Here is a 12,413-nt window from a genome sequence, read left to right as displayed (position 1 = left end):
GGAGTCGAACGAACCAACGAATCAGTGAAGGACTGCGGCCTCGGGCGAACGCACGCCCGAGGCCGCGTCCACGCACGGGCGCAGGTGTTTGTTGCCCTGTACCTTCGCCTCATCGTCGCTATTACCAACTACGAACGTGGAGACAATCCGGGAAGTACGATCATCACGGTGTGAGAAGAGTTCTATGACACCCTCTGGGAAGCCTACTTGCCGCCGTGGACTGGCTGTCGGCGCGATTCGGGGCCGTCTCGGAGGGCGTATTGTCCTGTGACATAGCGAGTTATTCCTCTGCGTCGTCGACGAGTGCTTTCAGATCAGAGTAGCGGTTGGTCTCGTCGACGATCTCGTCTTTCGTGTAGCCCTGTTCGCGGGCCCGTTCGAAGAGATCTCGAAGCTCGTCGGGGTCGACGTCGCGAAGCTCCATCTCATCTCGGAGGGCGCGGCGATAGAGGGCGGAACCGTTGATATGGCTGTTCCACGTCAGGTACAGATCATCGATGTCTTCGATGGTGACTGCCCGTGTGATCATATGTGCGGGGTGGGTATGCACCGGTTGAGCCCCGGTCCATGGTGGTGCGATAGCTAGAAGATCGGTATATGCTTTCTGGCCACCAACTGGCGCAAAAATCTAAAGTAAATTATAACCGGAGAGCTCGTTCACCTCGCAAGGGTACAGTTAACCAACAATGGGGCTAAATACCGCCGTCTGTTGGTTAAGATTAGGATGGCGCTCTACTCGAGTTCCATAACCTCTCCACACCCGTTGTCAAGGATTTCTCGCACTTCGGCCAAGAGTTCCTGACCTTCCTCGTGGAGCCTTATCCCTTCATCGAGGTCACACTCGTCCGCATCGAGCTGCTCAATGATTTCTTCGACGCGACTCAGTCGATCGTGGATTTCGGAGTCGTTTGCCACGGTTAGATCACCCCCAGCCAAAGTCCGGTGATGACCAACAACAGCAACAGCAGCACTACGATGGCGACCTTGTAGTAAATCGGTGGGAGGCCCTCGGGTGCGGTCGCTTCATCGACTGCTTCGTCGAGCTCCTGTTCGTGTTCGTGGTCCTGCTGGAAGGTCTCGTACGCGGCGTCGAGCTGTTGCTCCAGCGGCTCGATCTCACTCGCAAGGAACTCTTGGCGGGAGTTCACGATATACTCGCCAGCGGCGGTCGGCGTGATCGTCGCGACGTCCGCCACCTGATCCGCGATGAGCCGGTCATCAGTGTGTCCAATCGCGGTGACTACCGGGGTATTCGCGGTAAAAATCGCCTCCGCAATCCGCTCAGTGTTGAAGGCCTGGAGGTTCGAATCGCTCCCACCGCCCCGACCGACAATGATGGCGTCGACGTCCTCCGAGCGGTCGAGATGATGAATGCCGTTCGCGATGGACGTCGGCGCGTTCGACCCCTGGACGGTTGCGTCCTTCACCAGGATGTCGACGGTGGGGTCCTGTCCGTGGATCGCGTTCTGGATGTCGTACCGGGCGTCTCCTCGAAGGGACGTGACGACGCCGACCCGCTCCGGGAAGGCCGGCGGTTGCTGTTTCTGCTCGTCGTCGAACCAGCCACGCTCTTCGAGTTCGCTTCGCAGTCGCTCGACTGCAGCCGCCTGGTCGCCGTCGCCGACGACGATCACCTCCCACGGTTTGAGGTCGATTTTCCCACCTTCGACCCAGTAGTCGATATCGCCCTCGAGGATGACTTCGGTCCCGTCCTCGAGGTCGGCGTCCATCTCCCGGTAACGGTTCGCCCAGATCATACAGGGGAGCTCGGCCTCGCCGTCGGTGAGCGTGAAGTAGAGCGCCGTACTGTTCTTGTGGCGGTCAGTGACCTCCCCGATACAGCGGACGCCGTTGAGGGCAGGCGTGTCCTGGACGACCGACGCGATCCGGTCGTTCAGCTGGGACACGCTAAGGACCTCTCTCGCATCGGGTTCGACCGCCTGCCGGCCGGTATCCGGTACGTCCGCCATCTCCGTTTCCCTACTGTCCTGACAAACTTCGTGACGGGGCAGACGTCCGAGAAGCACGCGCGACCCGATAACCAAACGAAAGTGAATGACGCACAGAATGCTCGTTTAATTGAACCGCCCTCAACTACTCTCCCCGGACAAACGTAACTGGGCACGGCGCAGTGAGCATGACTTCTTGCGCTGTCGACCCAAACACAGCTTTCCCCGTTGGTGAGCGTTTCCGCCCCCCAACAACGACAAGCCCAGAGTGCTCATCCGCTGCAAGCCGAATAATCTCCTCACCGTGGGAACCAACCGCTCCTCGAATCTCGTAGCTTATTCCAGCCTCCTCCAGCGCTTCCGAAATTGATCGGGTTGTTTCATGGCGCCGTGCCACCTCATCCGGCGTTACTTCTGTGGGACTCTTGATTCCTAACCGCTCAGTCGCAGCCGAATACTCATCCTGCGTGAATACGTGCGCGAGGATTACCGTAGTATCAGCTGGCCCCGCGATATCGACGACGAACTCGGCGAGTTTCTCAGCACGATCTTTATCCCCGGGACCAATAGTAAGTAGGATGTTTTCTAATGACACACACGTTCGTCATTCTACTCCACCTTAAAATTTGCATCACTATTCCTAAATCGCCTCGGTGTCAAGCCCTGAGGCTTTCGCGTAGACCCCCGTTCTATGCCTCAGTAGAGGCAGGGGGAACGTACTCCCCGCTCACGGTGGTTACTTCAGGATCGTCGGTGCTCATTAGATAGTTCTACATAAGAATTCTTACTATTTGTCTTGAATCCATCGGTCAGCTACTACAGCCTATCTGCTGAGCGATTGGGGGTGTGAGAAGTACCACCTGCCGGGGTTCCAAAAACTCACCGGGCCTAAATCTTGTCTAAGCCTATCAAGTGTCCGAGTGTGGTTATTACGCTGTCTCTTCTGAGATAAAATCAATCACCCTTCGAAGTTCCTTATTTAGGGTTCGCAGCTCCTCTTTGTCATCGTCTGTGGTTGCTCCATAATCGAGTAAGAACTCCAATTCTTGTTTATCAAGGTCATCCATATATTCGAAATATAGTAACAGAAGGCTATCCAATAATATCTTGACGTATATCTGGTGATACTCTGTTGTTCTGGAATACCCCTCGTGGGCACTGGCACTGGCCGGGGGAGCAACCAGCCGCGACGGAACGCGAAAACCGGCCGGTGAGGTGGGGCTCTCCACGCCATCGCATATCCCGCTCTCGGCAACCCGCGGGCAGCGAGAGCAGATCCTGGGCCGAGGCCGTCGCCAGTTCCTACCAAATTCCTGTAGTATAGCATGGTGATTTTTATCAATCCACCCGAAACGGAGGTACGATGCGAGCAGCAGTGCTATCGGACACGGAGGAGTTCGAGTTTGAAGAGCGTGAGCAACCGTCCCCGGCGGCCGATGAGGTCCTGGTTCAGGTCCGCGACGTCGGCATCTGTGGCTCCGACGTCCATTACTACGAACACGGGCGGATCGGTGAATACGTCGTCGACTACCCCCTCGTGCTGGGCCACGAGAGCGCCGGCGAGGTCGTCGAGACGGGCAGCGAAGTCGAGGGCATCGACATCGGCGACCGGGTCGCGCTCGAACCCGGCGTGCCCTGTCGCCGGTGTTCCCACTGTCGCCGCGGTGACTACCACCTCTGTGAGGACGTCGTCTTCATGGCGACGCCGCCCCACGACGGCGCCTTCGTCGAGTACGTTTCTTGGCCGGCCGACTACGCCTTCCGCCTCCCGGACAACGTCTCCACCCGCGCCGGCGCGCTCTGTGAACCGCTGTCGGTCGGCATCCACGCCTGCAACCGGGCCAACGTCGGCACGGGCGATTCGGTGTTGATCACCGGCGCTGGGCCGATCGGCCTGCTCGCGATGGAGGCCGCCCGCGCGGCCGGCGCGACGGACGTCCTGATATCGGACGTCGTCGAGGAGAAGCTCGACTTCGCCGAGGAACGCGGTGCGGACCTCGCAATCGATGTCACTCAGCGCGATCTCGCCGACGCTATCGAGGAGTACACCGACGGCGAGGGCGTCGACGTCGTGATCGAGGCGTCGGGGGCGGCACCGTCGATCCAGTCGACGACGGACGCCGTTCGTCGGGGTGGGTCGATCGTCTTCGTGGGACTTCCCGGGGACGGCGAAATCCCGCTCGACGTCATCGAGATCATCGACAACGAACTCGACGTCTACGGCTCCTTCCGCTACAAGAACACGTACCAGGCCGCGGTGGACCTCCTGGCGGACGGCACCGTAGACGTCGAGGGGATCATCGACTTCGAGTCGGGGCTGGAGTCGGTGAACGACGCCTTCGAACGGGCGATGGAACCGGACGTGATCAAGGGCATGGTCTCCATCGGGGAGTAAGGCGTGGACCACCGTTGTTCTCGCCCGTTTGAACAAAGGTTTTCTCCCGCTGACTGAAGCGACCGCTTTGCGGTGACGGCGACGGCTTCGCCGTCGTGTTTGCCCGGAACAACGATGAAATCACAACTTTCGCACGGTTGCTAACGGAGAACCTTTCTACCGGGGAAACTCTACGATTTCGGCAGTCAAATCTATCATGATCTTTGGAACCAAATTTTTATTAAACTGTATTATTAACTCGAGAGTGGATCCGTCCATGCAGGACGATAACACTAATCGGCAAGGCAGGAGAACCTTCATAAAAACAACAGGTGCCGTGGGCGCGATCGGGCTCACTGGCCTCGCCGGCTGTTCGGGCGATGGCGGCAACGGCGGCGGCAACGGGAACGGCACCGCCACGGCTGCCGAGGACGTCGAGCCGGCCGACGAGATCTCGTTCATCTCGGAGTCGACGCCGCCGAGCGTCGCCGTTGACGAGCAGCTCGACCAGTTCACGGAGGAAACGGGGATCGAGGTGAGTATCACCCTCGCGCCGTACAACAACTACTCCGAGCGGCTCGCCAGCGACCTCAACAGCGGTGCCGGGGACATCCACGTGTTCTACGCGGACCCCTACATGGTCGGCGGCCGGTTCTGGGACTCGATGGAACCCCTCCAGCCGTACATCGACTCCGACGAGTACGCCGACGTGCCCAACGGCGTGGACGACTTCATCTCCAGCCAGCTGGAGATCTGTGGGCAGTTCGGCGGCGAACTGCGAGGGCTCCCCTACGACAACCCGACGATGATGTGGGCCTACCGTCGTGACATCATTGAGAACTACAAAGACGAGGCCGAGAGCGACCTCGGCTTCCCCTTCGAACCCGGGGCAGAGAGGACCTGGGAGGAGTACCTGCAGATGGCGGAGTGGATCAACGAGAACGTCGACGAGGTCCCCTACGGGACGGGCCACCAGGCCCAGCAGCACGACTCGCTGCAGTGTGACTTCCACAACGTCTTCTGGGCGTACGGCGCCGAGGACGTCGAAGGGTTCGGCGGACACGTCGACGACGAGTGGCCCGACGACCCACAACCATCCTTCGCCAGCGACACCGGCGTCGAGGCGGCACAGTTGTACGCCGACCTGCTGGACGTCGCCCACCCCGGGTCGACGTCCTGGACCTGGTCCGGCGTCGGCGACGCGTTCGCCAACGGCGAGATCGCGATGACCCCCGAGTGGCACGAATTCAACGCTTCCTTCGCGAGTTCGGACTCCAGCGACGTCGCCGAGAACGTCGGCTGGGCCCTGCTCCCGCAGGGACCGAACCGCTCGGTCAACCTCTTCGGTGGTTCGGGCATCGCGATGAATGCCCACGCTTCACCGGAAGAGAAGAAAGCGGCCTGGGAGTTCATCACCTGGGCGACGTCCCCGGAGATGCAGGTGCGGACCCTCGAACAGGGCGGGACGCCGACGCGAACCTCCGTCTTCGAGCGCGACGACGTCCAGGAGGCCAGCGAGCAGCCCTCCCATGAGAGCCAGTACCCCAACGTCGTTCCGGACGTCCAAACTGCCTGGGAGCCCGATTACGTCGGCACCCGGCCGAAGCCGTCTCAGTGGGCACAGCTCAACGAGACGCTGTACTCCGAGCTGTCGGCCATGGTTGCGGGCAACCAGTCCCCGCAGGAAGCGATGGAAGCCGTCGACTCCGGCTGGTCGAACATCCTCTAAGCCGGCCCCTTTCATCATATTATGACAACAACGGATTCAGAACTGTACGTGGGCCAAGACTCGGAGGCGGACTCCGGAATACTGGGGAGACTCCCCGTCTCCTTCGAGTCGATTTTGCTCGCGCCGAGCATCATCGTGCTGGGCGTCCTGAGTATCATTCCGCTCCTCGCCTTGCTCTGGATGTCGGTGATGAAGATCAACGCCCAGCCGGGCCAGGAGCCGACGTTCATCGGTATCCAGAACTACCAGGCGATGTTCAACGAGGCGATCATCAACAGCTGGGAGGTCACCGCGGTGTACGTCGGTGGCGCGCTGGCCCTGCAGATCGTCCTGGGAACGCTCATCGCAATCTTGCTCCACCGGGTGTCCAGGGGCGAGAACTTCATGACCGGCATCATCATCATGCCGATGATGATCGCACCGGTGGTCGTCGGACTGCTCTGGCAGTTCCTCCTTGACCCCTCCTTTGGACTCTACACGTGGCTGCTCAACCAGGTCGGGCTGTTCACAAACAATCCGGTTCTCGGGACCGAGCCCAGTGCGCTGATCGCGGTGATCATCATGGACACCTGGCAATGGACGCCACTGGTCGTCCTGATCATCCTCGCAGGGCTGAAATCAATCCCACAGCAACTCTACGAGGCCGCACGCGTGGACGGCGCGACGCTGTGGTCCGAGTTCCGGTACATCACGCTCCCGCTGCTCGCGCCGGCGCTCGCAATCGCCGTCCTGTTGCGATCGATGGACCTGATGCGCTACTTCACGAAGATTTACCTCGCGACCGGCGGCGGTCCGGCGAGTTCGACGAAGATTATCGGGTTCCAGATCTACGAGCAGGCGCTTCGCTTCTACAAGCTCGGCTACGGTGCCGCACTCGGCCTCGTGATGCTCGCCGTGACGGTAATCATCGGCATCGTTTTCGTCGAATCGATCATGGGAGGTGCCGGTGACAATGAGTAGTCAGAATCCCGACATCAGCATGGAGAAACGCACGCGAGACTGGATCGGCGATTACGCGCCCTACCTCATCCTGGGCGTGTTCGTCGTCTGGACGCTCGTTCCGATCCTATGGATGATCATCTCGTCGTTCAAACTGCGGACGGGGATGTTCGAGATGCCGCCGACAATCATCTTTGAACCGACCATGCAGTACTACGAGGAACTGTTCTTCGGGTCGAATCCGCTGACCCCCTACCTGATCAACAGCGTCATGGTCTCCATCGCCTCGGCGGTGGTCGCTGTCGGCCTGGGGACGCTCGGTGGCTACGGCCTCTCGCGGCTGCAGATCCGCGGGAAGAAGCACCTGGCGTTCTGGATCATCAGTACGCGGATGGCGCCGATTGCCGTCGTCATCGTCCCGCTGTACTTCATCTACCAGTACGCAGGCCTGTTGAACACCCACCTGGGTCTTGTCATCGCGTACACCACGTTCAACCTCCCCTTCGCCATCTGGCTCATGCGGTCGTTCTTCGACGAGATCCCGGTGGCGATCGAGGATGCCGCCCGGATCGACGGGGCGACTCGCTGGCAGGCGTTCTATAAGGTCGCTGTGCCGCTGGTGCTGCCCGGCATGGGCGCGACGGCGATCATCTCGATCGTCTACGCCTGGAACGACTTCATGTTCGCGCTGATCTTCACCAACTCGACGACCCAGACGATCCCCGTCGCAGCCTCACAGCTTGTGACCCAGACCGGCACCCACTGGGGGCAGCTGATGGCCGTCGGCGTCGTCATCCTGGCACCGATGGTAATCTTCGGCCTGATCGTGAAGAACTACCTCGTGAGCGGCCTGACGATGGGTGCGATGAAACAGTAAGCATGGATCGCTACGAATCTGCGGATATCGCGGAAATTCAATCGGTGCTCACGGAGAACGTGGGAATGTCCGAGGTGGAGGCGGACGTCTATCTGGCGCTGATTGAGCACGGCAAGCAGACGATGGCCGAAATCGCCGGCCACTGCGAAGCGTCCAAACAGCGCGTGTACAACGTCGCCGACGACCTCCGCGACCGGGGGTTCATCGAGATCACCGACGATCGCCCCCGGAAGGCGTATGCGATCGACCCGAGTACGACTCTCAACCCGCTGGTCAACCGGCTCGACGAGGTCGAGAGTCAGCTGGCTGCGCTCCACCAGCGGGCCCCCGTGGACGAAAGCGGTGTGAGCCTCCTCACGAGCCGGGAATCGATGGCGAAACACGTCCGTGACATCATTCGCGGGGCCGATCGGAGCATCCTCGCGATGTTGCCACAGGAGCTGATCGGCACGTTCTCCGAGGCGCTGTCGGCGACGGAGTCGGTCAAGACCCAGCTCATCGTCTCGAACCTGAACGACAGCGAGGCGACCGACGGGGAGGTCGAGCTTCCGGATGAAGTCGCGGAGACCGTCGACTACGTGCGCGGGGTTGAGACGGACGAATCGATCATCGTCATCGGCGACCGCGTCGAGGCCTTCTTCTGGAGCAACGGGGCGGGGATCGAAACCCCCGAACAGGGCTTTCGGATCACCAACCCAGAACTCGCCTTCCAGCTCGACCGGTTCGTCGACGTCGCCATCTGGTCGATCGCCACCGGCACGAAGTACGGCCAGCAGGATCCGACCTTTCCGGCGGAGTACGTCCGCATCAGGAACTGCCTGTCGGACCTGAAACGCGCGACGGAGTCCCGCCCTGCCGATTCCTTCGAGGTGGAGTTCACCGCTGACGACATCAAGTCGGGAGAACGCGTCACGAAAAGCGGCGTGCTGACCGGCTATCACTACCTCCCCTACGACGTCCGTGCGTACCTCGAGGTCGACATATACGGCGAGGAGGGGATCGCGACAGTCGGCGGCTGGAAAGTCACCGGGGAGCGATACGCCAGCCGGGAGATCCGGGTGTACGAGCGCGGGGCCCGTGGCGAGCCGAACGGCCTCGACGAAAACACCGTGGCCCACGTCGAGACCTGTCGCGAACTCCTCCCGGAGCAACCCGGCACGTGGGACATCGCCCTCGGCTTCGACGGGTTCATCGACGAGGTCCGGGAGATGGTCGACGAGCGGCAGGGGCCCCACGAGTACGATCGCCTCGGCGAGTTGCGCGAACTCGGTGACCGTATCAGCAAGTCGGCCTCCTCGAACACCTCCTTCTCGAACGAGTGGGTCCAGCTGGATACCCGCTGTGGCGGCATCGCCGCGCACCTCGCTCGTGCGTTCGGCGAACTCGGCTCCGAACCGACGATGATCGGAACTTTCGGCGACCCCGTTCGCCGCGAGTTCCGTGAGGAGTTCGACGAGAACCAGCTGCTGAGTTACGGCGAACCCACGCTGACCGACGCGGTGGAGTTCCGCGACGGGAAGTTCATGATCCAGGACACAGGCGACCACGCGACGGTCGACTGGAAGACGCTGAAGGAGAAAGTCGGCCTGGAGACCCTCATCGAGGCAATCGACGGGACCGACCTCCTCGGCGTCGGCTACTGGACGAACATTCCGCTGATGCCGACGATCTGGGACGGCGTGCGCACGGAGGTGTGGCCGAAACTGGCGGATCCGCCCGAGGCGGTCTTCGTCGATCCCTCGGACGTCCGCCGCCTGTCGGGCGACCGGCTGCGTGCCGGAATCGACTCCTTGGACATGCTAGACGACACGGTCCCGGTGACCGTCAGCGCGAACCGTGGCGAAACGCTGGTCCTCTCGAACTTACGATCCGAGGACGACCACGAGCGCTCGCTGGCCGACGGCGCACAACTCGCTCAGGAGACCCTGGACGTCTCGCGGTTCGTCGCTCACTCGCCCGTCGAATCCGTTTACGTCGACGACGACGCGACGTACCGGACCGCAATCCCGCGATACCCGAACCCGACGCTGACGACCAGCTCGGGCGATCACTTCAACACCGGACTGATGATCGCCCAGCTTAACGGGCTTCCCGGGAATGCACAGCTTGTCGTGGCCAACGCGTTCGCCGGGGAGTTCGTTCGAAACGGCAGGCCACCGACCTACGACCAAGTGAAGCAGTTCATCGACACCTACGAACACAAATTCCAGTAAAACAATGGCACAAATAGTACTCAACGACGTCACGAAGCGATTCGGCAACCTGATGGCCGTCGATGGCCTCGACCTCGAAGTGAGAGACGGGGAGTTCCTCGTCCTCGTCGGGCCGTCGGGGTGTGGAAAGTCGACGAGCCTGCGGATGATAGCCGGGCTAGAGACCGTCACGAGCGGCGACATCACCATCGGTGACACCCGCGTCAACGGCCTCGAACCGCGGGAACGGAACATCGCGATGGTGTTCCAGAACTACGCGCTCTATCCCCACATGACCGTCGAGGAGAACATGGGATTTGGCCTCCAGCTCTCGACGGACATGCCCGACGCGGAGATCAAAGAGCGCGTTGAGGAGGCCGCGGAGATGATGGGGATCACGGACCTGCTCGACGACAAGCCCAAACAGCTTTCGGGCGGCCAACAGCAACGGGTCGCACTGGGACGGGCGATCGTTCGGGAACCTGAGGCCTTCCTCTTCGACGAGCCCCTCTCGAACCTGGACGCGAAGCTCCGGACCCACATGCGCACGGAGATCAGCCGCATCCAGAACGAACTCGAGGTAACGTCGATCTACGTCACCCACGACCAGGCCGAGGCGATGACGATGGGTGACCGGATCGTCGTCCTCAACGACGGCGAACTCCAGCAGGTGGGGCCGCCGAACGAGGTGTACAGCAAACCGGTCAATCGCTTCGTGGCCGGGTTCATCGGCTCGCCGTCGATGAACTTCCTCGACGTCGAAGTCAGGGATGTTGACGGCCGACCCCACCTGGTCTCGGTGGAAGGGGCGGACGTCTTCTCGTATCCGGTCTCGGCTTTCGGCGAGTCCCTGCGCCTCGAAGCCGGGCGGGAACTCGAACTTGGCGTCCGCCCGGAGGACATCAGGCGCGTGACGGACCAGCAAGCAGGGGACCGGGTGCAGCAGGCCCCGGTCGCCGTCGTCGAGCCGATGGGGAGCGACAACTTCCTCTACATGGACGTCGGCGGGACAGAGTGGACCGCACGCGTGAACTCGGCGTTCGAACCCGAGGAGGGCACGCAGTTCGAGTTCACGTTCGACCCCGACGTCGTCCACCTCTTCGACGAGACCGGCGAGACGATCAAGTACCAGCGGGAGGTGAAGGTCGCATGAACATGGACGCCGCCGTCCTGACCGACGTCGGGGAGATGGAGGTCCAGACGCGGGACCGCCCGGAGCCCGACCCGGGCGACGTGGTCGTCCAGGTCGCCGCCTGTGGCGTCTGTATGACCGACTACCACGTGTACCACGGCGCGCTCGGCGCGAACACGCCGGTCGTCCTCGGCCACGAGAGCTCCGGCGAGGTCGTGGCGGTCGGCGACGATGTCGACGGCTTTGCGGCCGGCGACCGCGTCGCGATCAACCCCGTCCTGCCGTGTAACGCGTGTTCGGCGTGCAAGCGTGGGGACACGCACCTCTGTGAGAACAACACGTCCGTGGGTGGCGCCGGCGAGAAGATTATCGACGGTGCGTTCGCGGAGTACGTGCGGGTCCCGGCGAGCAACGTCGAACGGATCGGCGACGTGCCCTACGAATACGCCGCGCTAGCCGAACCGCTCGCGTGCTGTGTCCACGGCGCCGACCGAGCGAACGTCACCCAGGGCGACAGTGTGGCACTCGTCGGTGCCGGCCCGATCGGGCTCATGCTGCTCCAGACGTTGCGGAACCGCGGCGTGGCGCCCATCGCCGTCTCGGAACTCGACGAGGACCGGCGCGACCTCGCCAAGAAGTTCGGGGCGGACCTCGTGGTCGACCCGGCGGAAGAGGATCCCGTCGAGACTATCCGGGAAGAGATCGGCCCGGTCGAAGCGAGTATCGAGGTCGTCGGCAAGGTGGCCACGATCGAGCAGGCCCACGCGATGACGGCCGACGGCGGCACGACGTTGATCTTCGGCGTCCCCGATCAGGACGCGACGATGGAGGTGTCGCCGTTCGACATCTACTTCAATGAGATCGACATCCACGGCACCTACGCCTTGACGCGGGAGTCCTTCGAACGGGCGGTGACGCTCCTGCGAACGGAACGGATCGACGCGGCGTCGCTGATCACCGAGCGGATCGGCCTGGACGATATCCCATCGGCCTTCGACCGGATGGAACGGGCCGAGGGGCTGAAGAAAATGGTCGTGCCGGGCCAGGAGGAGTCCTGACCCTGCCCGCCGACCACGACGCCACGGTCCCGGTCGCTGCCGGTCACTGACCGCGGTCGCCCCGCCGGTCACCGGGCCGCTTTGAGCAGGTCGACAGCCGGCGATCGAGCGGTGGAAACGACGGAGCGAGCCGAATTCGACACGCACAAATTTATGACGCGAA

11 protein-coding genes and 1 pseudogene are annotated in these 12,413 nt (G+C 62.0%); 8 read left to right on the top strand and 4 right to left on the bottom strand.

The features are described from left to right. Positions 1–174 (top strand): annotated as a pseudogene (locus tag SM754_RS16475) (IS5/IS1182 family transposase); the annotation flags it as partial. Between the two features lie 106 nt (positions 175–280). Here SM754_RS16475 and SM754_RS16470 read toward each other — a convergent pair. The 4 genes from SM754_RS16470 to SM754_RS16455 form a co-directional block, all read right to left on the bottom strand. Then, positions 281–529, bottom strand: a complete 249-nt coding sequence (locus SM754_RS16470; protein WP_323677291.1) for a hypothetical protein — start codon at positions 527–529, stop codon at positions 281–283. A 203-nt stretch (positions 530–732) separates the two neighbouring features. After that, entirely contained in the window at positions 733–915 is a 183-nt protein-coding gene (xseB, locus tag SM754_RS16465) for an exodeoxyribonuclease VII small subunit (protein WP_323677290.1), read from the bottom strand. Positions 916–917: 2 nt separating this feature from the next. Then, on the bottom strand, positions 918–1,970 hold the full coding sequence (gene xseA, locus SM754_RS16460) for an exodeoxyribonuclease VII large subunit (RefSeq protein WP_323677289.1): 1,053 nt from the start codon (positions 1,968–1,970) through the stop codon (positions 918–920). Between the two features lie 124 nt (positions 1,971–2,094). Beyond that, a complete protein-coding gene (locus SM754_RS16455; RefSeq protein ID WP_323677288.1) occupies positions 2,095–2,544 on the bottom strand; it encodes a universal stress protein in 450 nt (149 codons plus the stop codon). Between the two features lie 768 nt (positions 2,545–3,312). Between SM754_RS16455 and SM754_RS16450 the strand changes: the two genes are divergently transcribed. The 7 genes from SM754_RS16450 (at position 3,313) to SM754_RS16420 (ending at position 12,250) form a co-directional block, all read left to right on the top strand. Then, positions 3,313–4,344, top strand: coding sequence for an NAD(P)-dependent alcohol dehydrogenase (locus SM754_RS16450; RefSeq protein WP_323677287.1), 1,032 nt, complete (start codon positions 3,313–3,315; stop codon positions 4,342–4,344). 316 nt (positions 4,345–4,660) lie between these two features. After that, the gene (locus SM754_RS16445) at positions 4,661–6,052 is read left to right on the top strand and encodes an extracellular solute-binding protein (protein ID WP_323677286.1); all 1,392 of its coding nucleotides are present in this window, start codon (positions 4,661–4,663) and stop codon (positions 6,050–6,052) included. A 21-nt stretch (positions 6,053–6,073) separates the two neighbouring features. Beyond that, positions 6,074–7,012: a carbohydrate ABC transporter permease gene (locus SM754_RS16440; protein ID WP_323677285.1), complete on the top strand. Its 939-nt coding sequence runs from the start codon at positions 6,074–6,076 to the stop codon at positions 7,010–7,012. After that, positions 7,005–7,868 (top strand): carbohydrate ABC transporter permease, encoded by an 864-nt coding sequence (locus SM754_RS16435; RefSeq protein WP_323677284.1) that lies wholly within the window; start codon positions 7,005–7,007, stop codon positions 7,866–7,868. Before SM754_RS16440 ends, SM754_RS16435 begins: the two co-directional genes overlap by 8 nt. 2 nt (positions 7,869–7,870) lie before the next feature. Continuing rightward, a complete protein-coding gene (locus SM754_RS16430; protein WP_323677283.1) occupies positions 7,871–10,081 on the top strand; it encodes a TrmB family transcriptional regulator in 2,211 nt (736 codons plus the stop codon). Positions 10,082–10,085: 4 nt separating this feature from the next. Continuing rightward, positions 10,086–11,213 (top strand): ABC transporter ATP-binding protein, encoded by a 1,128-nt coding sequence (locus SM754_RS16425; RefSeq protein WP_323677282.1) that lies wholly within the window; start codon positions 10,086–10,088, stop codon positions 11,211–11,213. A 2-nt stretch (positions 11,214–11,215) separates the two neighbouring features. Next, positions 11,216–12,250, top strand: coding sequence for a zinc-dependent alcohol dehydrogenase family protein (locus tag SM754_RS16420; protein WP_501993813.1), 1,035 nt, complete (start codon positions 11,216–11,218; stop codon positions 12,248–12,250). Positions 12,251–12,413: the final 163 nt, after the last annotated feature.

The organism is Halorubellus amylolyticus, from assembly GCF_034808145.1.
Lineage (GTDB): Archaea > Halobacteriota > Halobacteria > Halobacteriales > Natrialbaceae > Halorubellus.
The sequence above is the reverse complement of the archived record's forward strand: the minus strand, read 5'-3'. Positions and strand labels throughout refer to the sequence as shown.